Source organism: Stenotrophomonas thermophila (genome assembly GCF_001499715.1).
GTDB classification, from domain to species: Bacteria; Pseudomonadota; Gammaproteobacteria; order Xanthomonadales; family Xanthomonadaceae; genus Stenotrophomonas; species Stenotrophomonas hibiscicola.
The window spans coordinates 23,392-45,115 of the sequence record NZ_CVIW01000021.1 but is presented as its reverse complement, the minus strand read 5'-3'; the positions used below and the strand labels follow the sequence as shown (position 1 = coordinate 45,115).

General features: G+C 67.4%; 23 protein-coding genes and 1 pseudogene. 8 read left to right on the top strand and 16 right to left on the bottom strand.

Annotated features, from left to right (window positions below):
* The first annotated feature begins 16 nt into the window (after window positions 1-16).
* The gene (locus tag BN1263_RS10855) at window positions 17-904 is read left to right on the top strand and encodes a LysR family transcriptional regulator (protein WP_058981116.1); all 888 of its coding nucleotides are present in this window, start codon (window positions 17-19) and stop codon (window positions 902-904) included.
* 48 nt (window positions 905-952) lie between these two features.
* On the opposite strand, the pseudogene BN1263_RS10850 reads toward BN1263_RS10855, so the two are convergent.
* The 9 genes and pseudogenes from BN1263_RS10850 to prmB form a co-directional block, all read right to left on the bottom strand.
* Window positions 953-1,377: pseudogene (locus tag BN1263_RS10850) on the bottom strand (peptidoglycan-binding protein); the annotation flags it as partial.
* Window positions 1,378-1,448: 71 nt separating this feature from the next.
* A complete protein-coding gene (locus BN1263_RS10845; RefSeq protein WP_010483057.1) occupies window positions 1,449-2,105 on the bottom strand; it encodes a phosphoribosylanthranilate isomerase in 657 nt (218 codons plus the stop codon).
* Entirely contained in the window at window positions 2,102-2,872 is a 771-nt protein-coding gene (gene truA, locus BN1263_RS10840) for a tRNA pseudouridine(38-40) synthase TruA (RefSeq protein WP_019660599.1), read from the bottom strand. The genes BN1263_RS10845 and truA overlap by 4 nt, the downstream gene beginning before the upstream one ends.
* A 32-nt stretch (window positions 2,873-2,904) precedes the next feature.
* Window positions 2,905-3,267 carry a VOC family protein gene (locus BN1263_RS10835; protein WP_058981114.1) on the bottom strand — a complete coding sequence of 121 codons (363 nt, stop codon included), beginning with the start codon at window positions 3,265-3,267 and terminating at the stop codon, window positions 2,905-2,907.
* A gap of 26 nt (window positions 3,268-3,293) precedes the next feature.
* Window positions 3,294-5,354 carry a FimV/HubP family polar landmark protein gene (locus BN1263_RS10830; protein ID WP_058981112.1) on the bottom strand — a complete coding sequence of 687 codons (2,061 nt, stop codon included), beginning with the start codon at window positions 5,352-5,354 and terminating at the stop codon, window positions 3,294-3,296.
* A 130-nt stretch (window positions 5,355-5,484) separates the two neighbouring features.
* A complete protein-coding gene (locus BN1263_RS10825; protein ID WP_019660602.1) occupies window positions 5,485-6,513 on the bottom strand; it encodes an aspartate-semialdehyde dehydrogenase in 1,029 nt (342 codons plus the stop codon).
* A gap of 90 nt (window positions 6,514-6,603) precedes the next feature.
* Entirely contained in the window at window positions 6,604-7,641 is a 1,038-nt protein-coding gene (locus BN1263_RS10820; RefSeq protein ID WP_058981109.1) for a 2-hydroxyacid dehydrogenase, read from the bottom strand.
* The gene (gene aroC, locus BN1263_RS10815) at window positions 7,634-8,737 is read right to left on the bottom strand and encodes a chorismate synthase (RefSeq protein WP_058981107.1); all 1,104 of its coding nucleotides are present in this window, start codon (window positions 8,735-8,737) and stop codon (window positions 7,634-7,636) included. The genes BN1263_RS10820 and aroC overlap by 8 nt, the downstream gene beginning before the upstream one ends.
* A complete protein-coding gene (gene prmB, locus BN1263_RS10810) occupies window positions 8,734-9,663 on the bottom strand; it encodes a 50S ribosomal protein L3 N(5)-glutamine methyltransferase (RefSeq protein ID WP_021203410.1) in 930 nt (309 codons plus the stop codon). Before prmB ends, aroC begins: the two co-directional genes overlap by 4 nt.
* Before the next feature lie 122 nt (window positions 9,664-9,785).
* Here prmB and BN1263_RS10805 point away from each other — a divergent pair, with 122 nt between their 5' ends.
* Both BN1263_RS10805 and asd read left to right on the top strand, forming a co-directional pair.
* Window positions 9,786-10,436 carry an SCO family protein gene (locus tag BN1263_RS10805; RefSeq protein WP_058981102.1) on the top strand — a complete coding sequence of 217 codons (651 nt, stop codon included), beginning with the start codon at window positions 9,786-9,788 and terminating at the stop codon, window positions 10,434-10,436.
* Entirely contained in the window at window positions 10,433-11,275 is an 843-nt protein-coding gene (asd, locus tag BN1263_RS10800; RefSeq protein ID WP_021203408.1) for an archaetidylserine decarboxylase, read from the top strand. Before BN1263_RS10805 ends, asd begins: the two co-directional genes overlap by 4 nt.
* Before the next feature lie 107 nt (window positions 11,276-11,382).
* Here the strand turns inward: asd and BN1263_RS10795 are convergent, their stop codons facing one another.
* Both BN1263_RS10795 and BN1263_RS10790 read right to left on the bottom strand, forming a co-directional pair.
* Window positions 11,383-11,730: a ribonuclease E inhibitor RraB gene (locus BN1263_RS10795; protein ID WP_019660608.1), complete on the bottom strand. Its 348-nt coding sequence runs from the start codon at window positions 11,728-11,730 to the stop codon at window positions 11,383-11,385.
* Window positions 11,731-11,754: 24 nt separating this feature from the next.
* Window positions 11,755-13,359: a transglycosylase SLT domain-containing protein gene (locus BN1263_RS10790; protein WP_058981100.1), complete on the bottom strand. Its 1,605-nt coding sequence runs from the start codon at window positions 13,357-13,359 to the stop codon at window positions 11,755-11,757.
* Between the two features lie 121 nt (window positions 13,360-13,480).
* Between BN1263_RS10790 and BN1263_RS10785 the strand changes: the two genes are divergently transcribed.
* Complete coding sequence (locus BN1263_RS10785) at window positions 13,481-14,986, top strand: helicase HerA-like domain-containing protein (protein WP_058981122.1); 1,506 nt, start codon at window positions 13,481-13,483, stop codon at window positions 14,984-14,986.
* Window positions 14,987-15,079: 93 nt separating this feature from the next.
* Entirely contained in the window at window positions 15,080-15,586 is a 507-nt protein-coding gene (gene greB, locus BN1263_RS10780; RefSeq protein ID WP_058981099.1) for a transcription elongation factor GreB, read from the top strand.
* Between the two features lie 157 nt (window positions 15,587-15,743).
* Here the strand turns inward: greB and BN1263_RS10775 are convergent, their stop codons facing one another.
* From BN1263_RS10775 to BN1263_RS10765, 3 genes are all read right to left on the bottom strand, one after another.
* Window positions 15,744-16,574: a DUF3025 domain-containing protein gene (locus BN1263_RS10775; protein WP_144435344.1), complete on the bottom strand. Its 831-nt coding sequence runs from the start codon at window positions 16,572-16,574 to the stop codon at window positions 15,744-15,746.
* Entirely contained in the window at window positions 16,574-17,935 is a 1,362-nt protein-coding gene (rimO, locus tag BN1263_RS10770) for a 30S ribosomal protein S12 methylthiotransferase RimO (protein WP_058981094.1), read from the bottom strand. Before rimO ends, BN1263_RS10775 begins: the two co-directional genes overlap by 1 nt.
* A gap of 218 nt (window positions 17,936-18,153) precedes the next feature.
* Entirely contained in the window at window positions 18,154-18,456 is a 303-nt protein-coding gene (locus BN1263_RS10765; protein WP_021203403.1) for a hypothetical protein, read from the bottom strand.
* A gap of 228 nt (window positions 18,457-18,684) precedes the next feature.
* Here BN1263_RS10765 and BN1263_RS10760 point away from each other — a divergent pair, with 228 nt between their 5' ends.
* From BN1263_RS10760 to BN1263_RS20700, 3 genes are read left to right on the top strand one after another with little or no spacing between them, the layout of a single operon-like run.
* Window positions 18,685-19,356, top strand: coding sequence for a dienelactone hydrolase family protein (locus BN1263_RS10760; protein ID WP_021203402.1), 672 nt, complete (start codon window positions 18,685-18,687; stop codon window positions 19,354-19,356).
* Window positions 19,353-19,775: an HIT domain-containing protein gene (locus BN1263_RS10755; protein WP_019660615.1), complete on the top strand. Its 423-nt coding sequence runs from the start codon at window positions 19,353-19,355 to the stop codon at window positions 19,773-19,775. Before BN1263_RS10760 ends, BN1263_RS10755 begins: the two co-directional genes overlap by 4 nt.
* A gap of 15 nt (window positions 19,776-19,790) precedes the next feature.
* Window positions 19,791-19,958 carry a LiaI-LiaF-like domain-containing protein gene (locus BN1263_RS20700; RefSeq protein ID WP_005410498.1) on the top strand — a complete coding sequence of 56 codons (168 nt, stop codon included), beginning with the start codon at window positions 19,791-19,793 and terminating at the stop codon, window positions 19,956-19,958.
* Between the two features lie 95 nt (window positions 19,959-20,053).
* On the opposite strand, the gene dcd is transcribed toward BN1263_RS20700, so the two are convergent.
* The gene (gene dcd / locus BN1263_RS10745; RefSeq protein WP_005410499.1) at window positions 20,054-20,626 is read right to left on the bottom strand and encodes a dCTP deaminase; all 573 of its coding nucleotides are present in this window, start codon (window positions 20,624-20,626) and stop codon (window positions 20,054-20,056) included.
* Between the two features lie 75 nt (window positions 20,627-20,701).
* Window positions 20,702-21,556 (bottom strand): iron-sulfur cluster carrier protein ApbC, encoded by an 855-nt coding sequence (gene apbC, locus BN1263_RS10740; protein WP_031270225.1) that lies wholly within the window; start codon window positions 21,554-21,556, stop codon window positions 20,702-20,704.
* Window positions 21,557-21,724 lie beyond the last annotated feature (168 nt).

Here is a 21,724-nt window from a genome sequence, read left to right as displayed (position 1 = left end):
CGTCAGGAAATCTCACGTGAGCCGCTCCCTGCTGCCTCCCCTCAATGCGCTGCGCGCATTCGATGCCACTGCCCGCCTTGGCGGCGTCGGGCGCGCCGCACAGGACCTGCACGTCACCCACGGCGCGGTCAGCCGGCAACTGAAGCTGCTGGAGGATCATCTGGGCCTGGCGCTGTTCCAGCGTGCCGGTCGCGGCCTGCGCCTGACCGCTGCGGGCACGCGCCTGCAGGCAGCGTGCAGCGAGGCCTTCGGCGGGATCGAAGGCTGCGTGCGCGAACTGCGGCGGCCCGCGGCCTCCCCAGCACTGGTACTGGGCTGCAGCGGCAGCGTTCTGGCGCGCTGGATGATTCCGCGCCTGCCTGCCCTGCAGGCCGCCTTGCCTGGCGCGCGGCTGCAATGGTCGGCGCTGGACGGCAGTTTCACCGAAGCGCAGGCGGCGCTGGACGCCGTGCTGTTGCTGGCGCAGGGACCGTGGCCACGCGGCTGGCAGGTCCGCGAGCTGGCACCGGAACGGGTCGGTGTGGTGGTGGCCCCGTCACATCCGGCGGCGCAGCGCCTGCGGCAGGCACCGCCCTCGGCACTGCTCCAGGAAACCGTGCTGCACACCACGTCACGTCCACAGGCTTGGCCCGCCTGGGCGCAGGCACACCGCCTGGACCCGTCAAAGCTGCAGCTGGGCACCGCTTTCGAACATCTCTATTACCTGCTGGAAGCAGCCGTGGCCGGGCTGGGCCCGGCAATCGCGCCCGAGCCGCTGGTGGCCGAAGATCTGGCAGCAGGCCGGCTGGTCGCACCGTGGGGGTTTGCGGCCACCGGCGGCTTCTGGGTGCTGGCGCGGCCGGATGGCCCGGCCGATGCACGGGTAGACGCCCTGGCCGACTGGGCAGCAGCGCAACTGCGATGAGACGAGGCCCCGGGCGGCATTCACCTCCCGGAGCCGGCAACGCAGGCCTCAGCGACCGCCCATCGCGACCCGCTGCTGCTCCTCATGCACCTGCTGCTGGTGCAACGGATCTGCCAGCAGCTTGGCACTGGTCTGTCCAGCGACGGCGGCGCCTGGGCCAGATCGACACTGGTGCGGAAGCCCGGCGTCGTGCCCATCACGAACGCCTTGCCATCCTGCACCGTGATGCTCTGCAGCTTGTCGGCCGGGTCGATACCGTTCTGCTTTGCATGCAGGGTGATATTGGCCGCAGCCTCTTCGGAAAACACGCTGGGAAGCTTGCTGCGGACGGCGTTGTGCAGTGCGTGGTCCGGATGCGATGCATCGTTGAGCGGCGGCCCTTTGGGCACAGCCGCTGCGGGTTCATGACCCTGCACACGCCCCGCTGCCAGGGCGGCAGCGGTGTGGCGACCGACGATGCCATCGGCGGACAATCTCTGGTTGAGGGTCTGCTGCAAGGCTCACCGTCGACGATGACATCCCGGCGCCTCTCAGGTGACGCGGATCACTCCAGGACGGTGCAATCGGCGCGCCGCACTTCCTCGACGAAGGTGCGCATCCTGTAACCGTCCTTGATGCCCGGCTCCAGTTCGATACCGCTGGAGACGTCCACGCCCCACGGCAGCGTCGCCAGCACGGCGTCGTAAACGTTTTCCGGGTTCAGGCCACCGGCCAGCAGGAACGGCCGATGCAATCCGGTCGGGACGCGGCCCCAGTCGAACGCCACGCCGGTGCCGCCACCGCCCCCCGGCGCGTGGCTGTCGAACAGGAAGCCGGCAGCGCTGGGATAGCGCAGTTGCAGGGTGCGGGCATTGACCTCTTCGCGCCCCCCCATGGCAATCGCCTTCAGGTACGGCATGTTGAAGCTGCGGCAGAAGCTCTCGTCCTCCTCGCCATGGAACTGCAGCAGCGTCGGTCGTACCGTGCGCAGCACCTCGCGCACTTCTTCCTTGCTGTTGTTGCGGAACAGCGCAACCACGTCGACCATCGGCGCGATTGCCTGGCGCATCGCGCGCGCCTCGGCAGGCGCGACCCGGCGGCTGCTCTCGCGGGCAAAGATGAAACCCACTGCGTCCACGCCCAGCTCACCGGCCAGACGGACATCGCCGGCGCGGGTCATTCCACAGAACTTGATGCGTGTACGGTAGTAGGAACGGCTCATAGCGTGACCTCGGCGGGCAGATGCCAGTTGTCGGGGTACAGGGGCCCAAGGAACACCAGGCCCTGCGGCGGTGCGGTGGGACCAGCTACGGTGCGGTCGCGCCCAGCCAGCAGTTCGGCGATCCATTCCACCGGTTTTTCGCCGCTGCCCACCAGGATCAACGATCCGACGATATTGCGGACCATGTGATGAAGAAATGCATTGCCACGCACTGCGACTTCGATCACTTCGCCCTGGCGGCTGACCTGCAATGACTGCAGCTCACGCCGGGCATGCAGCGCCTGGCACTGCACCGAACGGAACGCGCTGAAATCGTTCTCGCCGAGCAGGGCCTGGCCGGCGGCGTGCATCAGGGTCTCGTCCAGCGCGCGGCGCTCCCAGCTCAGGGTCTGCCGGTCCAGCGCGGGCCGCACCTCGCGGTTGAGCAGCCGATAGCGGTAGCGGCGCGCACGTGCCGAGAAGCGCGCATGAAAATCATCGGCCACCGGCACGCACCAACGCACCGCGATCGAACGCGGCAGGCGGGTGGTGGTGCCGAGCATCCAGGCGCGCGGGTCACGCACCACGTCAGTGTCGAAATGCACGACCTGGCACTGGCCGTGCACACCGGCATCGGTGCGGCCGGCGCAGACCACCTGCAGCGGCGCATCCGCCACCGATGACAAGGCCTGCTCGAGGCTGGCCTGCACGCTGGGACCACCCTCGCCCAGGTTCTGCCAGCCCCTGAAATCGCTGCCGTCGTACTCGACGCCAAGCGCATAACGCATGTGCTACCTCGATGTTGCGGGTGGGGCGGCGCTCAGGCCGGATCGCGTTCGGACCAGACCGCCAGTTCGTTGCCACCGGGCTCGACGAACTGGAAGCGGCTGCCACCGGGGAAGGAAAACACCGGGCGTACGATCTGGCCGCCGGCGTCGCGCACGGCCGCCTCGACCGGAGCCAGATCGTCGGCATACAGCACCAGCAGCGGTGCACCGCTGTCGCCGGCCCGCTGCGGCTGGCCACGGAAGAAGCCGCCCTGCAGGCGGCCATCGTCGAAAGCCGTGTAGTCGCTGCCGTAGTCGACGAATGACCAGCCGAACACCGTTTCGAAAAAGGCACGGCTGGCGGCCGGGTCGCTGGAGGCGAATTCAACGTAGTCGATACGGCGCTCGCGGCTCATGGCAGGGTCCTTGTCGGCGGGTTCGGTCACGGCAGGCGGGCGAGCAGTTCGCGGGCCTGCGCCTGGCTGTGCAGGTCACCGCCCTCGGCCACTTCCAGCAACAAGGTGCGCGCCGTCTGCGCGTCACCCAGATCGAGGTAGGCAATGGCCAGTTCCAGGCGCTCCTGGCCGGCACGTGGCGACCAGCCCGCGTCATCGGCAGGCGCGGGGGCGCTCGACGCGGTGTCGTCGGAATGAGCAGCCTCGGTGCTGCCACGGTCGATGCCGTCGATGGCTTCGGGACCTGGGGCATCCGCCGGAGACGGGTTCTCATGCGCGTCGGCCGGCAGATCGAACACACCGCGGAACTGCGGCTGCCGTTCGGCATGCAGTGCGTAGTCGGGCACCACCACTTCGGCCGGCACCTGCGGTACAACGCGATCGTCCTGCAGCGGCTCGGCCGGGACCACCTCGTCGCCGGTGGTTGCGGGATCGTCCCAGCGCGGCAGATCGGTCACCGCTTCGGGCAATGCCACCGCGTCCTGGTCGCGCGGCGTGTCGGCCTCCTGGTCGGCCCGCACCGCGTGCTCAGCGGTGGGTTCGGCGACCACCACGTCGTGCACTTCGGTTCCGGTCGCCCACGCAGGCATCGCCGGTTCCTGGCGGCCGTTGCCGGCATCAGGCGACGACCACGAGGACTGCTCGGCCAGCGCATCCAGCGCGGCACCTGCCGGCACCGCTGCGGCCAGGCCGGCGGCATCGTCTTCCTCACGCAGCGGCGGCAACGGCGACGGCTTGCGACGACGCAGCAGCCAGGCCGCCCCCGCCACCAGCAGCAGTACCGGCAGCCCCAGCCAGTACCACGGTGTCGCCGCATCACGGGCACCCGGCGCCTGCGCCAGGCGCTGCTGCGCAGCGGCCAGGTCGTTGTCCTTCATCGCGATCAGCGACTGCTGCTGTTCCTTCAGCTTCTCCAGATCGGCCACCCGCTGCTTCAGCTCGCCGATCTCGGCATCGCGGGTGGCGATGTCCTCACGCGCCTGGCGCAGTTGTTCGTTGCCCAGCATGTCACCCTCGCTGCCGGCAGCTGTGCCGGTGGTTGTGCCCGCGTGCGCGGCGTCTGACGCCAGCGCCGGAGCGATCTCAAGCCGTGGCCCGTTGGCCGCAGCCGGGGAAGAAGCGTTCGTGGCTGCCGCCCTGGCAACCGGTGCGAGCATGCCCGCCGGTTGCGGCACGGTACGCGCCTGACGCCATTGCGCGGCGTGCTCGCGCACCAGCGTCGCCGCTTCGGCGGCGTCGACCGCCGCAAGCGCATCGCTGCCCGGCATGCGCAGCACCGCGCCCTGCTTGAGCAGGTTGACGTTGCCACGGATGAAGGCTTCGGGATTGGCACGCAGCAGGGCGATCATCGCGCGGTCGCGACTGACCTGGTTGCCACGCGCCACCACCCTGGCGATCTGCGACAGGGTCTGACCGCGCTGTACGGTGACGCTGCCATCGGCCGCCGGTGCAGCGACCGGCGCGGAGGCCGCACGCGGGCGTGCTGCTGCAGCCGCCACCGCAGGTGGCGGCGCAGCGGGCGCCTCTGCGGCTGGCGCCGTTGCCAAAGCCGGTGCAGGTTCGCGCACGATCGTATTGGAGAGCGTGCCTGCCGGCGCGACGATTTCCGGCTCGGCCACGGCCAGCGCACTGGGCGGCGCATCGACCAGCGCCGAGTACTCGCGCACCAGGCGGCCCTGGCCCCAGTCGGCTTCGATCAGGAAGCTCAGCGACGGCGTCTCCACCGGTGCCTGCGAGGTCACCCGCACCACCGCTCTTCCCTGCGTGTCGCGGGTCAGCTCGAACTGCAGTTCGCTGACCAGTCCGGTCGGCCGCTGCAGGCCGACACGCTCGAAAGTGACCGGCGAGGCCAAGGCCACCCGCAGGTTTTCCAGCTCGGACGGATCGGCCGAAACGACCGGGATTTCTGCCAGCAGGGGCTGGCCCGGCCTGGACAGGACGCGGATGTCGCCCAACCCCAGGGCGAGCGCCGAACTGCTGGCCAAGGCGAGCAGCGCTGCGGACAGATAGGTGAGCGGGCGCTTTGCGCCCCTGGCCCGTTTATTCATGGGCGACACTATAAAGCGTGCGGACCAAGGTCCGCACCCATGTAGAGCCGAGCCCATGCTCGGCTGCATGGCCTGAGCCGAGCGTGGGCTCGGCTCTACAGGAAAGGCCGAGCATTGCCCGGCCTCTCCATCAACGCTGCTCGGCGGCAACCAGCTCGGCCAGCTGTACGGCATTCAGGGCTGCGCCCTTGCGCACGTTGTCCGACACGATCCACAGGTTCAGGCCACGCGGGTGCGAGAGGTCCTCGCGGATGCGGCCGACGTACACCGCGTCGGTGCCTGAGGCGTGGGTGACCGGGGTCGGGTAACCACCGGCCTCGTGGCGATCCACCACTTCGATGCCCGGCGACTGCTCCAGCAGCGCGCGCGCTTCGGCGACCGTGACCTTGTCTCGGGTCTCGATCGCCACCGACTCGGAGTGGCCGTAGAACACCGGCACGCGCACCGCGGTCGGGTTCACCAGGATGCTGTCATCGCCGAGGATCTTGCGGGTCTCCCAGATCAGCTTCATTTCTTCCTTGGTGAAGCCGTTGTCCTGGAAGTCATCGATGTGCGGGATCAGGTTGAAGGCGATCTGCACCGGGAAACGCTGCGGATCGATCTCCTGGAAGCTGAGCAGCTGGCCGGTCTGCTTGCCCAGTTCCTCCATCGCCGAGCGGCCGCCGCCGGACACCGACTGGTAGGTGGAGACGTTGATGCGCTCGATGCCGTACTTGCGGTGAAGCGGTGCCAGCGCCACCAGCATCTGCATGGTCGAGCAGTTCGGGTTGGCGATGATGCCGCGCGGACGGTTGGCGACCTGTTCCGGGTTGACCTCGGACACCACCAGCGGCACGTCATCGTCGTAACGGAAGGCCGAGGAGTTGTCGATCACCACCGCGCCTGCTGCGGCGAACTTCGGTGCGTATTCCTTGGACACGCTGCCACCGGCCGAGAACAGGGCGATCTCGACGCCGGTGGGATCGAAGGTGGCCAGGTCCTGGACCTTGACCTTCTGGCCGTTGAACTCGATCTCGCCGCCGGCCGAACGCTCGGAGGCGAGAACGCTCAGGGTGCCGACCGGGAAATCACGCTCGGCCAGGATCGACAACATGGTCTCGCCGACGGCGCCGGTGGCACCGACGACGGCGACGTGGAAACTGCGCTGTGCATTGCTCATGGAGGAACTCTCACGAAAACGGGAATGGGGAAAAACACGCACGACAGCTGGGTTCGGGGAACCTCCTCAAGCGGGGCGCGCGGAGGTTCCCTATCGTTTCCCGGTTTTTTTGCCCAGCGTCACGCGCGCGGCCATCGCCGCATCAGCGTTGATCGCGCTCGGCATGCGCGACGGGCCGCCGTCCAGGCCGAGCCCGGCAAGCAGATTATCCACGGCCAGCTGTACCATCGCCGTGCGCGTGGCCAGCGAGGCGCTGCCGATGTGCGGAGTGAGCACGACGTTGCGCAGCGCCAGCAGTTCCGGGCGTACCGTTGGCTCGCCTTCGTACACATCCAGGCCCGCCGCAGCCAGGCGACCGTTGGCCAGCGCGTCGGCCAGCGCGATCTCATCGACCAGGCCACCGCGGGCGATATTCACCAGCGTCGCAGACGGCTTCATCTTCGCGAGTGCGGCGGCATCGATCAGATGATGCGAGGCCGGCGTGTACGGCAGCACCAGCAGCAGGTGGTCGGACTGTGCCAGCAGCGCATCCAGATCCACATAGGTCGCGCCCAATTCCGCCTCGGTCGCCGCCGGCAGCTGCGAACGGTTGTGGTACAGCACCTTCATGCCGAAACCGTGCGCGCCGCGACGGGCGATGCTCTGGCCGATGCGGCCCATGCCAAGGATGCCCAACGTGCTGCCGTGGATATCGGCACCGAGCATGGTCTGGAACGACCACTGCTGCCACTGCCCTTCGCGCAGCCAGCGCTCGGACTCGGTAATGCGGCGCGCGGTGGCCATCAGCAGGGCGAAACCGAGATCGGCGGTGGTTTCGGTCAGGACGTCCGGCGTGTTGCTGGCCAGGATGCCGGCCGCGCTGAGCGCGTCCACATCCAGGTTGTTGTAGCCCACCCCGACATTGGCGATCACCTGCAGCTGCGCGGCGCCGGCCACCTGGGCCGCGCCGATGCGCTCGTTGAGCGTGATGATCGCGCCGTCGGCGCTGGCCAGTTGTTCGGCGATCTGGTCCGGCGCCCAGGCGGTGACGGTGTCGGTGCTGCGCAGCTGCACGCGATCGCGCAGCGGCGCGATGGCCGCGTCGATCAGCGGCTGGCTCACCCACACGATCGGCCGCGTGTCAGCCATCGATCTGCCCGGGAATGCGCGGGGTGACCGTGCCGACATCGCCACACTGCGCGCGATGGCGCAGCGCCTGGTCCATCAGCACCATCGCCATCATCGCCTCGGCGATCGGGGTGGCACGGATGCCGACGCAGGGGTCGTGGCGCCCCGTGGTGACCACTTCGACCACATTGCCGGCCGTATCCAGCGACGGGCCCGGCAGGCGCAGGCTGGAGGTCGGCTTCAACGCGATCGACGCGACCACCGGCTGGCCGGTGGAAATGCCACCAAGGATGCCGCCGGCGTGGTTGCTGACGAAGCCCTGCGGGGTCAGCAGGTCACGGTGTTCGGTGCCCTTCTGTGCAGCGCTGGCAAAACCGTCACCGATCTCCACGCCCTTCACCGCGTTGATGCTCATCAGCGCGGCAGCCAGTTCGCCATCGAGCTTGCCGTAGATCGGCTCGCCCCAGCCCGGCGGCACGTTGTCGGCGACCACGTCCACGCGCGCACCGACCGAATCTCCGGACTTGCGCAGCGCGTCCATGTACGCCTCCAGTTCGGGCACCTGTGCAGCGTGCGGCCAGAAGAACGGGTTGTCTTCCACCGCCGACCAGTCGAAACCGGCCGGGGTGATGTCGCCCAGCTGCGACAGGTAGCCGCGCACGGTCACGCCGAAGCGCTCGGCCAGCCACTTCTTGGCGACCACCCCGGCGGCTACGCGCATGGTGGTTTCGCGCGCCGAGGAACGGCCGCCACCGCGCGGGTCACGGATGCCGTACTTGTGCCAGTAGCTGTAGTCGGCATGGCCCGGCCGGAACTGCTGGCCGATGTTGGCGTAGTCCTTGCTGCGCTGGTCGGTGTTGCGGATCAGCAGCGCGATCGGGGTGCCGGTGGTCAGGCCCTCGTACACGCCAGAGAGGATCTCGACCTCGTCGGCCTCGCGCCGCGCGGAAGTGTGCCGGCTCTTGCCGGTGGCACGGCGCTGCAGGTCGTGGGCGAATTCGGCCGCGTCCAGTGCCAGCCCCGGAGGGCAGCCATCGATCACGCAGCCGATGGCCGGCCCGTGCGACTCGCCGAACGTGGTGACGGTGAACAGCTTGCCGAACGAATTGGAGCTCACGGGCGCTGCGCCGCCAGTTCGGTGATGCGTGCGCTGTGGGCGATCAGCTCGCGGCATTCGACCGCGAAGATGCCCATCTGGCCGACCTTGAACTCGATCCAGGAAAAATCGACTTCCGGCAGCAGCTTGATCAGGTGCTGCTCGGATTCGCCCACTTCGCAGATCAGCAGGCCGTCCTCGCTCAGGTGCAGCGGCGCGTCACGCAGGATCTTCAGCACCAGGTCCAGGCCGTCGTCGCCGGCACGCAGGCCCATCTCCGGCTCGTAGGAGTATTCCTGCGGCAGGGCGTCGGTCTCGTCGTTGGTGACGTACGGGGGGTTGGTGACGATCAGGTCGTAGTGGCGGCCGGTCAGGCCGTTGAACAGGTCCGACTTGATCAGGGTGACGTTGTGCGCCTGCAGGCGTTCCTTGTTTTCCTCGGCCAGCGACAGTGCTTCGTCACTGAGGTCGACGCCATCCACTTCCCAGTTCGGGTAGTAGTGGCCCATGGCGATGGCGATGCAGCCCGAACCGGTGCACAGGTCCAGCGCACGGCTGACATCGCGGCCGGCCAGCCACGGCTCGAAGCCGCATTCGATCAGTTCGGCGATCGGCGAACGCGGCACCAGCGCGCGCTTGTCGCTCTTGAAGCTCAGGCCGGCGAACCAGGCCTCACCGGTCAGGTAGGCGGCCGGGATGCGTTCATCGATGCGACGCTGGAACAGTTCCAGCACGCGCAGCTTTTCGGCCTGCAGCAGGCGCGCCTGGCCATAGGCCGGGCCCAGATCGTGCGGCAGGTGCAGGCTGTGCAGCACCAGCTGGGTGGCCTCGTCCAGCGCATTGTCGTAGCTGTGACCGAAGGTCAGCCCGGCTTCGTTGAAACGGCTGGTGCCGTAGCGGATCAGATCGATGATCGTGTGGAGTTCGGCGGCCGTTTCAGCGGTCATGGCGGTACTGCGGGCAAAGTGGGCCCCGATTATAGGGGCTGGCGCCCGCGGCAGCATCCGTTGCGGCGGAAACGATCCGGCCTCACCCGGTATGATGGAGCCCACTTCGCGCGGGGGCACCCATGTTCAATCGCAATGCCGGCATCATCCTGCTGATCGCCCTGGCGGCGGGCCTGGGCCTGCTGGCCGCCCAGCAGGTGTTTGCGCCGAAGCCGCCGGCCAATGCCCCGGCCACCGAAGCGATCACGCTGTACCCGCAGCCGCGCGAACTGCCCGACTTCAACCTGGCCCAGTCCGACGGCACCCGCCTGATACCGGGCGAGCTGAAGGGCCACTGGACGCTGGTGTTCCTGGGCTTCACCTTCTGCCCGGACGTCTGCCCGACCACCCTGGCCGAGCTGGCCGGCGCGCAGGACCAGTGGGAGGCCCTGCCCGACAGCCTGCGCCCGCGCGTGCTGTTCATCTCGGTCGACCCGGATCGTGACAGCGCCACCCGGCTCGGCGAGTACGCGCACGGCTTCCACAAGGACACCCTGGCCGCCACCGCCGATATTCCGTCGCTGGAGCGCTTCGCCACCTCGCTCGGTTTCGTGTTCCAGAAGGTGCCGGGCAAGCACTTCGACGAGAACCCCGAGGATTACACCGTCGAGCACTCAGCCAGCCTGGCCGTGCTCGACCCGCAGGGCCGCCTTGCCGGCCTGGTACGGCCCCCGTTCAACGCGCCGGCGATCGCCCGCGACCTGCAGAAGCTGACCGAGAAAACCGCCCCATGAGCCTCACCACCGCCCTGACGTACGCCCTGCCCCACCGCCTGCTGTCTTCGATGGCGCGTTCGCTGGCGTACTCGGACGATCCGCGCGTGTCGCGCTGGCTGATCGACACGGTCACCCGCAAGTTCAACGTGAACCTGGACGAAGCGGCCAACCCGGACCCGCGCAGCTATGCGACCTTCAACCAGTTCTTCACCCGCGCGCTGAAGCCGGGCGCGCGCGTGGCCGACGCCGATCCGCGCAGCCTGGTGATGCCGGCCGACGGCCGCATCAGCCAGCTCGGCAGGATCGAGGCCGGCCGCATCTTCCAGGCCAAGGGCCAATCGTTCACCGCCGCCGAACTGCTGGGCAGTGACGAGGATGCCAAACCGTACAACGACGGCCTGTACGCGACCGTGTACCTGTCGCCGCGCGACTACCACCGCGTGCACATGCCGTGGACCGGCACCCTGCGCGAGACCGTGCACGTGCCGGGCCGCCTGTTCAGCGTCGGCCCGGCCGCAGTGAACGGCGTGCCGCGCCTGTTCGCCCGCAACGAGCGCCTGGTCTGCCACTTCGACACCAGCTTCGGCCCGATGGTCAGCGTGATGGTGGGTGCGTTGCTGGTATCGGGCGTCGAAACCGTGTGGAGCGGCGAGGAAATTCCGCATTATGGCGACCGCATCACGCGCAAGGACTACCGCGGCCAGGGCATCAGGCTGGAGCGCTTCGCCGAGATGGCGCGCTTCAACTACGGTTCGACCGTGATCGTGCTGCTGCCGCCGGGCGTGGCTGAGTTCGCCCCGCAGCTGGCCGCTGAAAGCCCGGTACAGCTGGGCCAGGCGCTGGCGAAGCTGCGCTGAGGTACATGTAGAGCCGAGCCCATGCTCGGCTACTGGCTGCAACCGGCCATGCATTTCTGTGGGCAAAGGAAGCCGAGCATGGGCTCGGCTCTACAGCCAGAAGCGCGTTACTGCAGGACCGGGGCCGGACCGACGTCCATGCCGTCGTAGTCTTCCACGCCCTTCTCCGCGGCCAGCGCTGCGAATTCCTGGTTGCGGCGGTCCAGCGAGGCTTCGTCATGGATCTCCACGCGCTCTACATGCAGCACGTGGAACGGCGCGTCGCCCTCTTCCGGCTCCTGCTCGAACAATTCCACGAAGGTATAGCCCTCCGCCTGCAGGTGCTCTGCCAGCGCCTGCAGCGGCTCAGCGGTGGAGTGCACGAAGAAGTACCCCCACAGCAACGGGCCCTTGATGTCCCAGTCGGTGTTTTCGCGGAGGTTGGCGAACAGGTTGCGGGTGTCTTCGAGGTCCATTGCAGATTCCAGCGGTCGTGGGAATTACTTGTCGCAGCCCTGCAGCTTCAGCGTCTGGCCCTGGCGCAGGCTGTAGGCCGGGGCCTTCAGGCCGTTGGCGCGGGCCAGGGTCGGCACATCGCACTGGAACTTCGCGGCAATGGCGCCCAGGGTTTCACCCCGGCCCACCTTGTGGCTGCGCGGCGGCTTTGGCCGTGCGGCCGGGCGCGGCGCGGCCACCGGAGCGACCGGGGTGGTCGGCACGCTGGTGGAGGCTGCGGCGTCGGCCACCGGCACCACGCCGCCCACGGCCACGCTGCCGGTGTAGCTGGCGGCGGCCGGGCGCTTGATCGCCGCGTTCAGGTCGGCGGTGATCAGGGTACGGGCCAGGTCGGCACGCGGGCCGCTGACGCAGTTGCGCTGGTACAGGCCGGCGATGCGGGTGGTGGCGTTGATCAGCGTGCCGGCCGGAATCCAGCCGTCGGCTTCATAGCGCGGGTTGAGGTTGCGCAGCGCGCGCATGTAGCCATCGCGGGTGCCGTGGCTGCCCAGGCAGATGGTCAGTTCGTAGATGGTGGTGGACTTGGCCAGGCGCAGCGTGGCCGGCTGCGCGCTGATCTTCGGGAATTCCACGCCGTACTGCTGCGGGTGCAGGAAGATCCAGGCCGCCGCGATCACCATCGGCACATAGTCCTTGGTCTCGCCGGGGAACTGGTTGTAGACACTGTCGGTCCAGAAGCTCTGGCCCGCACTCTGCTTGAACACGCGCGCGGCACGGCCTTCACCACCGTTGTAGGCGGCCACCGACATTTCCACGTTGTTGTTCAGTTCGCGCAGGCGCTCGTTGAGATAGCTGGCGCTGGCCTCGGCGGCGCTGCGCGCGTCGAAGCGGGTGTCGAAGCCGGTGCCATCCGGGCCAAGGCCGAAGCGGCGGCCGGTAGCCGGCATGAACTGCATCAGGCCGGCGGCGCCGGCGCGCGAGGAGGCATGCACGCGGCCGTTGGACTCCTTGGCCATGATGCCGAACAGCAGCGCCTCGGGCAGGCCGCGCTTTTCCCACTCCGGCCACATCACCGCACGCAGGTTCTGGTAGTTCTCGTAGCTGGTCAGCAGCGCCGGGCGCATGTCGGTCAGCCAGCGGCGGATGCCCGCCTGCACGGCCGGGTTGTATTCGACCATGCTGTCGAAGGCGTGCCGCTTGTCGTTGAGCAGCGCAGCGGCGCGGGCCGCCTCCGGCACGTCGGCGGTAAGCGGGCCGATATGGTCGGGGTCGGCTTCCAGCCGGTCACCGCCCTCGTCGGCCACCTCATCGCTGCCCGCCGCATCGGCGTCGTGCTTGAGCAGGCGCTTGTAGCTGGCCAGCAGCGTGCCCATCTGGCAGCCCTTCTGCTTCACGCAGTCGTTGAGAACGTCTTCCATGTCCTCCAGCGCCGCGTCGGCCTCGTTGCTGCCCTTGGGGTCGGCATTGGCGACCAGCAGCAGCGCATCGCTGTAGCGCTTCTCGGCGACGGTCATGCGCTGCTGCAGCGCATCCACCTTCGCCTTGTCCCGGGCCGAGACCCGCTGCGCATGGGCGTCGGGCGCCAGGGAAACCAGGCCGGCCAGGGCCAGCAGCGGCCAACCGCGGGAAATCAGGACAGGAACGGGCATTGATGGCACTGTGTGCGAAACAGGCAGGCAGAGTAGCGGCGCCGCCAAGGTCGGGGCAAGCCGACCTTCGGACTGCCACTGCCGGCGGTTAACATTGGGCTATTCACACAAGGGCTGGACCATGGATCCGATTCTGCTCGGCAAAGGCATCACCGACGATGTGGCCGTCACCCTCCTGCCGAAACTCGGCAACCGCCACGGCCTGGTGGCCGGCGCCACCGGCACCGGCAAGACCGTGACCCTGATGACCCTGGCCGAAGGCTTTTCGCGACTGGGCGTACCCGTATTCCTCGCCGACGTGAAGGGCGACGTGTCCGGCCTGGCCGTGCCGGGCACCGGCGCGGAGAACCTGCTCAAGCGCGCCGCCGAGATCGGCATGGCCGACTACGCACCGGCCGCCAGCCCGACCATTTTCTGGGACCTGTACGGCAAGCTCGGGCATCCGGTGCGCACCACGGTCAGCGAGATGGGCCCGACCCTGCTGGCGCGCATCCTCGAGTTGAACGACACCCAGTCCGGCGTGCTCGACATAGTGTTCAAGCTGGCCGACGATCGTGGCCTGCTGCTGCTGGACATGGACGATCTGCGCGCCCTGCTTGGCCTGGTGGCCGAGGAGCGCAAGGACATTTCCACCGAATACGGCCTGGTCAGCGCGCAGTCGATCGCCGCGATCCAGCGGTCGGTGCTGCGCCTGGCGCAGGATGGCGGCGAGAACTTCTTCGGTGAGCCGGCCCTGGAACTGGCCGACATCATGCGGGTCAATCACGACGGCCGCGGCATGATCGGCATCCTCGCCGCCGACCAGCTCGTGCTCAAGCCCAAGCTCTATTCCACCTTCCTGCTGTGGCTGCTGTCGGAGCTGTTCGAACAGCTGCCGGAGGTGGGCGACCTGGACAAGCCGAAGCTGGTCTTCATCTTCGACGAGGCCCACCTGCTGTTCGACGACGCACCGCCGTCGCTGGTGCAGCGCATCGAGCAGGTGGTGCGCCTGATCCGCTCCAAGGGCGTGGGCGTGTACTTCTGCTCGCAGTTCCCCGACGACGTGCCGGGCAACATCCTCGGCCAGCTCGGCAACCGCGTGCAGCACGCGCTGCGGGCGTTCACCCCGCGCGACCAGAAAGCGGTGAAGACCGCGGCCGAGACGTTCGTGCCGAACCCGAAGCTGGACGTGGCCAAGGTACTGAGCCAGCTCGGCACCGGTGAGGCCTTGGTTTCCACGCTGCAGGACAAGGGCGTGCCGATGCCGGTGCAGCAGACGATGATCGCGCCGCCACGCTGCCGGATGGGGCCGATCACCGAAGCCGAGCGCGCCCAGGTGCGTGCCGGCAGCCCGGTCGGCAGTCGCTACGACACCGCGATCAACCGCGAATCGGCTGCAGAACTGCTGGCCCAGCGCGCACAGAAGAGCGTCGAGCAGGCGCAGGCGCCAGCCGCGCGCAGCCGCGAACAGGACGATGCGCAGGAAGGCGGTTTCGGCCAGGCGATCAAGGATGCGATTTTCGGCACCAAGCGCCGCCAGGGCATGATCGAGACCATGGCCAAGCAGACCACGCGCACGGTCGGCACCAAGCTGGGCAACCAGATCGTGCGCGGCCTGCTGGGCGGCATCTTCGGTGGCAAGCGCTGATCTGATCCGCCGCTGCTGGGGTCAGAGCCCTTCCCGCGGAAGCGGAGTCTGACCCCACCCTCCGTTCGTCCCCCGGAAAAGAAGTCGTATTGCATGTCGCGCTGGCGTCCCCCTGCAGAAAAGAGCACCGCCCTGATCACCGCCTCCGGCCACGCTCGGCTGAAGGCCGAACTGGATGACCTGTGGCGGGTACGGCGACCCGAAGTGGTGAAAGCACTGGCCGCAGCCGCCGCAGAAGGCGACCGTTCGGAAAATGCCGAGTACACCTACCGCAAGAAGCAGCTGGGCGAGATCGACCGCCGCGTGCGCTACCTGACCAAGCGGCTGGAATCACTGCGCGTGGTCGACACTACGCCAACCGATCCGCAGGCGGTGTTCTTCGGCGCGTGGGTGGAGCTGGAGAACGTGGACAGTGGCGACACCAGCCGCTACCGCATTGTCGGCCCGGACGAGACCGACGCAGGCCTGGGCTGGATCAGCATCGATTCGCCGCTGGCGCGTGCGCTGCTGAAGAAGCGGCTGGACGACGAGTTTTCGGTGGAGCTGCCCGGCGGGCGGTTCACCTTTGCGGTGATCGGCGTGGAATACGAGACGGTGTAGAGTCGCCTGTCAGTCGACTACCGCGCGAAGCGCGGCACAAACCTCCACAGCGGGACGGCAAACGCACCGCGATCTTCATCGCGGTTGATGACTCGCCAAAGCCATCTGTCAGGCGTTCACGGCCTCGGAACGAAGAGCAGTCGACTGACAGTCGACTCTACATGGCCCCGTGCAATGGCGGCGGGTACGCGCGGCCGGCACGCAGCGGGCGGAAGTAGTCGGCATTGCGATAGAAGGCGGCATCCTGTCCCTCGTGCCACCCCGGGATTCCAGCCAACGGCAGCGGACGCAGCTGCAAGGGATCGGTCACCGCCCTGCCCTCGGCGATGGCCACGGCCACCGCGTCAACGCAGGCCGCATCGGCATCGCTGTGCACCACCACGCACTTGCCGACCAGCAATCGCCCCGGCAGCAGTGCCTGTTCCATCAGCGCATGCCCGAATACCGCGGTGATGGCGATGTCATCGCTCTGCCAGTTCACCGGGTCAAACAACGCGGGCCAGTCGTGTGCATCCCAGGCAGCCCGCAGTGAGTCATCGCGCACGCGCACGATCACACCGGTTTCGTCGAACTGGGTCAACGCGGCCTGCGCGCGGTTGCGCTGGCCAGGCGGCATGGCCTCGATATGCCCGCACTGCTGCACATTGAGCGCACGCTTCAGCTGTGGGCATGAGGCCCAGACCAGCGCATTGAACAGGTCGTGCCAGTTGTCTGCGCGGGTGGCGATGCGCCCCTGCGCGATGCGGGCTTCGTAGTGCAGGCCATCGGCCAGCAGCGCGGCGTCCTGTTCAACCAGGCGCTTCCCGGGCAATGGCAGGCGCGCATCAAGTGCAGCGATGGACGGCCAGCGAGGGCCGAGCAGCAGATCCCGGAAATCCTGCAATCCGGCAAACAACGGATGCGCGAACACCTGCGGATCGACCGCCGCACGCGGCGGCGGCACGAAGCGCCGGACACCGCTGCCGTCACCGGCGGCGGCCGTTGCGATCACAGTACCTTGAGGTCGAACGCCGGGCGGGCATTGGCCGGCAGCGCATCGCCGTACAGGTCGTGCTCGTCGCTCTCGGTGATTTCCACGTCGACGAACTCGCCCACCCGCAGCGGCACCTGATCGGCGTTCTGGATATGCACCAGGCCGTCGATCTCCGGCGCATCGGCCCTGGAGCGGGCCACGGCGATATCGCCTTCGATGGCATCGACCAGGCACTGCTGCACGCTCCCGATCTTGGCTTCCAGGCGCGCGGCGGAAATCTGCGCCTGCTTCTCCATGAAACGGGCCAGGCGTTCCTGCTTTACTTCTTCCGGCACAGCGTTGGGCAGGTCATTGGCGGTGGCGCCCTCTACCGGCGAATAGGCGAACGCGCCCACGCGATCCAGCTGCGCTTCGTCCAGGAACGACAGCAGCTCTTCGAACTCGGCCTCTGTCTCGCCCGGGAAGCCGACGATGAAGGTGGAACGCACGGTAATGTCCGGCGCGATGCGGCGCCAGTTCTGCACGCGCTCCAGGGTCTTTTCGACTGCGCCGGGGCGCTTCATCAGGCGCAGGATGCGCGGGCTGGCATGCTGGAACGGGATGTCCAGGTACGGCAGGATGCGGTTCTCGGCCATCAGCGGCACCACCTCGTCCACGTGCGGATACGGGTAGACGTAGTGCATGCGCACCCACGCATCCAGCTCCGACAGGCCTTCGCACAGCGCCTTCAGGCGGGTCTGGTAGGCCTTGTTGCGCCACATCTTTTCGGCGTACCTCACGTCCACACCGTAGGCCGAGGTGTCCTGCGAAACCACCAGCAGCTCGCGCACGCCGCCACGCACCAGGCGCTCGGCCTCACGCAGCACCTCGTCCACCGGGCGCGAGACCAGCTTGCCGCGCATCGACGGGATGATGCAGAAGCTGCACGCGTGGTTGCAGCCTTCGGAAATCTTCAGGTAAGCGTAGTGGCGCGGGGTCAGCTTGATGCCGTAGTCAGGCACCAGGTCCACGAACGGATCGTGCTTGGGCGGCAGTGCTTCATGCACCGCTTCCATCACGCTCTGGTAGTCCTGCGGGCCGGACACCGCCAGCACGTTCGGGTAGGCCTCGCGGATCTGCTCCGGGCGCTTGCCCAGGCAACCGGTGACGATCACCTTGCCGTTCTGGTTCATCGCCTCGCCGATCGCGTCCAGCGACTCGGTCACCGCCGAATCGATGAAGCCGCAGGTGTTGACCACCACCACGTCGGCCGAATCGTAGGACGGGACGATGTCGTAGCCTTCCGAGCGGAGCTGGGTAAGGATGCGCTCGGAATCGACAAGGGCCTTCGGGCAGCCAAGGCTGACGAAGCCGACTTTGGGGTTCAGCTGGGACATGGAATCGCGGGACTCTGGGGGCCTGGGCCCCTGCCGGCATGGCAGGGGTTCCTGGGGGCCGGGGCCTGAAAGGGCGCCAGTATACCGGGGTTGGCGGCGGCGCTCTGAACGGCCAGCCGCCCCAGTGAGGATACCGGGCTGGCCTGATGGCTCGCCGCTATCGTCCCGCGCCTTGAGACGCGCCCCGAGGAAGGGGCCGTCGTTCGGCCCCTTGTACCTCAGGAGCTGGACAATCGCTTGGCCATCGCCACAGCAAGCTCCAGCCTGCCTGTCGGAGCCTCGCGCCCGCCCGCGTCCAAGGCAGATGGGATGCCCACTACCGGGATCTCCCATGCGCAGATCTGATCGCATACGAGTTGCTTGTGCTGACAGATCGGGTGATCAGCACCGTTGTTTGCTACACACTCGGCCCAGCCCCTGGAGCACGCGGTGCACCTCGGATAAGGATCCGCAGCCTTGGCAGGCCCCATCACCGCAAGCAATGAAATGCCCATTACTGCCATCACGATCATGCTCTTCATCAATCACTCCGTTAATTTGACGAAAAAACGCACGTGCGGCGCCAACTACGATCAAGCGCAGTGGTGCCCCGCCATCTAACCACCCTAGGCCATGGTTTCCAACCCTGCCCGCAGATAGCTGGAGACGCCAGGCAGCTGGAGATCACCGATCCGGCCCAACTGCCGACATGACGTGCACTGACGCGCAACGGATAATCGGGTTTCAGTTTCCAAAGCGAGTCAGCCGCGATGAACGAATGGATCACCCTGGATACGCACCACGGCGCGGTACGGGCGTGGCAGGCACTCCCCGAGGGCACCGCGCGAGGCGGGCTGGTGGTGGTGCAGGAAATTTTTGGCGCCAACCCGCACATCCGCGGCGTGGCCGAGCGCTTCGCCGCCGAGGGCTATGCGGTGCTGGCTCCTTCGTTCTTCGACCTGGTCGATGGACCCGATGCCGACCCGGATGCGCTGCCCTACGACGCCGACGGCGTGAAGCAGGGCCTGGAAAGGGTCAGCGCGCTGGGCATGGAGAAGGCGCTGGAAGTGGTCCGCGCGGCGGCCACCCGGCTGGCCCCCTACGGCAAGGTCGGCACCGTCGGCTACTGCTGGGGCGGCACGGTGGCGATGCTGTCGGCGCTGCGGCTCGGGCTGCCGTCGGTCAGCTACTACGGCGCACGCAACGTCCAGTTCCTCGATGAGACACCCAAGGCGCCGGTGATCTTCCACTTCGGCACCCAGGACAGGAGCATCCCGCCGGAGGCCGTCCAGGCCCACCGCGACAAGCTGCCGCAGATGGCCACTTTCGTCTATCCGGCCGACCACGCCTTCAACCGCGAGGTCGGACATGCGTATGATCCAGACAGCGCCGCCCTGGCGCTGCAACGCACCCTGGACTTCTTCTCGGAGCATCTTGGATGAGCGAATTCGAACTCGATTCACGCCTGGCCACCGATAGCGTGCTGGTGGCGGAAGGACCGTTGTCGCAAGTGCGGCTGATGAACGACGAACGATTCCCCTGGCTGGTGCTGGTACCACGCCTGGCCGGGGTGACCGAGTGGATCGAGCTGGACGGCGAGCAGCAGGACAAGCTGCGCACCGAGCTCAACCGCGCCTGCAAGGCCCTGAAGGGCCACGACGGCGTGGAGAAGATCAATATCGGCGCGCTGGGCAACATCGTGCGCCAGCTGCACTTCCATGTGATCGGCCGCCATGACGGCGATCCGGCCTGGCCCGGCCCGGTCTGGGGCAGCGGCCCGGCGCACCGCTACGAGCCTGCGGCGCTGGACCAGCATGTCGCCTACTGGAAGGAACGGCTAGGATATCCAGCCCGTTCCTGAGCCTTGCCCGACCCGATGCGATTCAACCTCGTTGCCGCCATCCTGCTGATCCTGATCGGCCTGTTCATGCTCGCCAGCAACCTCGGCTGGACGCACCTGAACCTGTCCAAGCTGCTGCTGACCTGGTGGCCGGTGGCACTGGTGGGCGTGGGCATTGCGATGCTGTTCGGTCGCGGCAAATGACGTAGCGCCGGGTCGTGCCCGGCGAACGCACCGCGTGGACCATGCGAAAACGCCGGGCACGGCCCGGCGCTTTCGTCATGCGATGACGCGGGCGGTCAGGTCCGCGGCAGGGTCACGCCGGTCTGGCCCTGGTACTTGCCGCCACGATCGCGGTACGACGTCTCGCAGATGTCATCGGCCGCGGCCTGGAAGAACAGCATCTGCGCCACGCCTTCGTTGGCATAGATGCGGGCCGGCAGCGGCGTGGTGTTGCTGAATTCCAGGGTGACGTGGCCTTCCCACTCCGGTTCCAACGGGGTCACGTTGACGATGATGCCGCAGCGCGCGTAGGTGCTCTTGCCCAGGCACACCACCAGGGTGTCGCGCGGGATGCGGAAGTACTCCACGGTACGCGCCAGGGCGAAGCTGTTCGGCGGGATGATGCACTCATCGGCCGTGATGTCGACGAAGCTGCCCGAATCGAAATGCTTGGGATCGACAATCGTCGAGTTGATGTTGGTGAACACCTTGAACTCGCGCGAGCAACGGACGTCGTACCCGTAGCTGGAGGTGCCGTAGCTGACGATGCGCTCGCCATTGGCCTGCTTGACCTGCCCGGCCTCGAACGGCTCGATCATGCCGTGCTGCTCGGACATGCGGCGGATCCAACGGTCACTCTTGATGCTCATGCTTTGTCCTGGGTACGAGGGGGCGCGTGGATTCTAGCAGGGGGCCGGGCGTCGCCGGCGGCCCTGCCCTGGCACCTACAGCAGCGAAGAGAGAATCGGAATGGAGGCACGCGGGCGCTTGCCCACTTCCTCGATCAGGCGCTGGGCGGCATGGCGGTAGGCCTGGGCTGGCACCGAATCGGGCTGCGCCACGGTGATCGGAGTGCCAGCATCCCCCTGCTCGCGGATGCCGATCTGCAGCGGCAGCGAACCCAGCAACGGCACACCATACTGCGCGGCCATGCGCTCGCCGCCGCCCTCGCCGAACAGGTGCTCGACATGCCCGCAGCTGCTGCAGGTATGTACCGCCATGTTCTCGACGATACCCAGCACCGGCACCTCCACCTTCTCGAACATCTTCAGCGCCTTCTTCGCATCCAGCGTGGCGATGTCTTGCGGCGTGGTAACGATCACCGCACCGGCCAGCGGAATCTTCTGGGTCAGGGTCAGCTGGATGTCACCGGTGCCCGGCGGCAGGTCGATCAGCAGGAAATCCAGGTCATCCCACAGCGTGTCATTGAACAGCTGGGTCATCGCCGAGGTGGCCATCGGCCCACGCCAGATCATCGGCGTATCCTCTTCGATCAGGTAGCCGATCGACATGGTGTCCACGCCGAACGCGCGCAGCGGCTCGATGCTCTTGTTGTCAGGGCTTTCCGGACGACCGGACAGGCCCAGCATGGCCGGTACGCTCGGCCCATAGATGTCCGCGTCAAGCACGCCCACGCGTGCGCCGAGCTGCTGCAGCGCCACGGCCAGATTGACTGCGGTGGTCGACTTGCCGACGCCGCCCTTGCCCGAACCAACCGCGATCACGTTGCGGATGCGGGCATGCGGCGTGAGTCCCTTCTGGACCTGGCTTGCATGGGGACGGCGGGGAGAACTGTTCACAACTAGCACCGGCGGGTCAGGGGGAATAACCCAGCATCATACAAGCTGGACACAAGCTGACTGAAATTCAGGATTGCTACAGATTCGTGCACAGGTTGTTAAGTTCATGTTACGTTCGCTAAGCACTGGTTTTGGGCTGCGTCGCTGTTTCATTGCACGCACGATGGC

Excerpts from the sequence above, each read along its gene's own strand:
- BN1263_RS10845 (WP_010483057.1), bottom strand. The coding sequence starts at position 2,105 with ATGAGCCGTTCCTACTACCGTACACGCATCAAGTTCTGTGGAATGACC.
- truA (WP_019660599.1), bottom strand. The coding sequence starts at position 2,872 with ATGCGTTATGCGCTTGGCGTCGAGTACGACGGCAGCGATTTCAGGGGC.
- BN1263_RS10835 (WP_058981114.1), bottom strand. The coding sequence starts at position 3,267 with ATGAGCCGCGAGCGCCGTATCGACTACGTTGAATTCGCCTCCAGCGAC.
- BN1263_RS10830 (WP_058981112.1), bottom strand. The coding sequence starts at position 5,354 with ATGAATAAACGGGCCAGGGGCGCAAAGCGCCCGCTCACCTATCTGTCC.
- BN1263_RS10825 (WP_019660602.1), bottom strand. The coding sequence starts at position 6,513 with ATGAGCAATGCACAGCGCAGTTTCCACGTCGCCGTCGTCGGTGCCACC.
- BN1263_RS10820 (WP_058981109.1), bottom strand. The coding sequence starts at position 7,641 with ATGGCTGACACGCGGCCGATCGTGTGGGTGAGCCAGCCGCTGATCGAC.
- prmB (WP_021203410.1), bottom strand. The coding sequence starts at position 9,663 with ATGACCGCTGAAACGGCCGCCGAACTCCACACGATCATCGATCTGATC.
- BN1263_RS10805 (WP_058981102.1), top strand. The coding sequence starts at position 9,786 with ATGTTCAATCGCAATGCCGGCATCATCCTGCTGATCGCCCTGGCGGCG.
- asd (WP_021203408.1), top strand. The coding sequence starts at position 10,433 with ATGAGCCTCACCACCGCCCTGACGTACGCCCTGCCCCACCGCCTGCTG.
- BN1263_RS10795 (WP_019660608.1), bottom strand. The coding sequence starts at position 11,730 with ATGGACCTCGAAGACACCCGCAACCTGTTCGCCAACCTCCGCGAAAAC.
- BN1263_RS10790 (WP_058981100.1), bottom strand. The coding sequence starts at position 13,359 with ATGCCCGTTCCTGTCCTGATTTCCCGCGGTTGGCCGCTGCTGGCCCTG.
- BN1263_RS10785 (WP_058981122.1), top strand. The coding sequence starts at position 13,481 with ATGGATCCGATTCTGCTCGGCAAAGGCATCACCGACGATGTGGCCGTC.
- greB (WP_058981099.1), top strand. The coding sequence starts at position 15,080 with ATGTCGCGCTGGCGTCCCCCTGCAGAAAAGAGCACCGCCCTGATCACC.
- rimO (WP_058981094.1), bottom strand. The coding sequence starts at position 17,935 with ATGTCCCAGCTGAACCCCAAAGTCGGCTTCGTCAGCCTTGGCTGCCCG.
- BN1263_RS10765 (WP_021203403.1), bottom strand. The coding sequence starts at position 18,456 with ATGAAGAGCATGATCGTGATGGCAGTAATGGGCATTTCATTGCTTGCG.
- BN1263_RS10760 (WP_021203402.1), top strand. The coding sequence starts at position 18,685 with ATGAACGAATGGATCACCCTGGATACGCACCACGGCGCGGTACGGGCG.
- BN1263_RS10755 (WP_019660615.1), top strand. The coding sequence starts at position 19,353 with ATGAGCGAATTCGAACTCGATTCACGCCTGGCCACCGATAGCGTGCTG.
- BN1263_RS20700 (WP_005410498.1), top strand. The coding sequence starts at position 19,791 with ATGCGATTCAACCTCGTTGCCGCCATCCTGCTGATCCTGATCGGCCTG.
- dcd (WP_005410499.1), bottom strand. The coding sequence starts at position 20,626 with ATGAGCATCAAGAGTGACCGTTGGATCCGCCGCATGTCCGAGCAGCAC.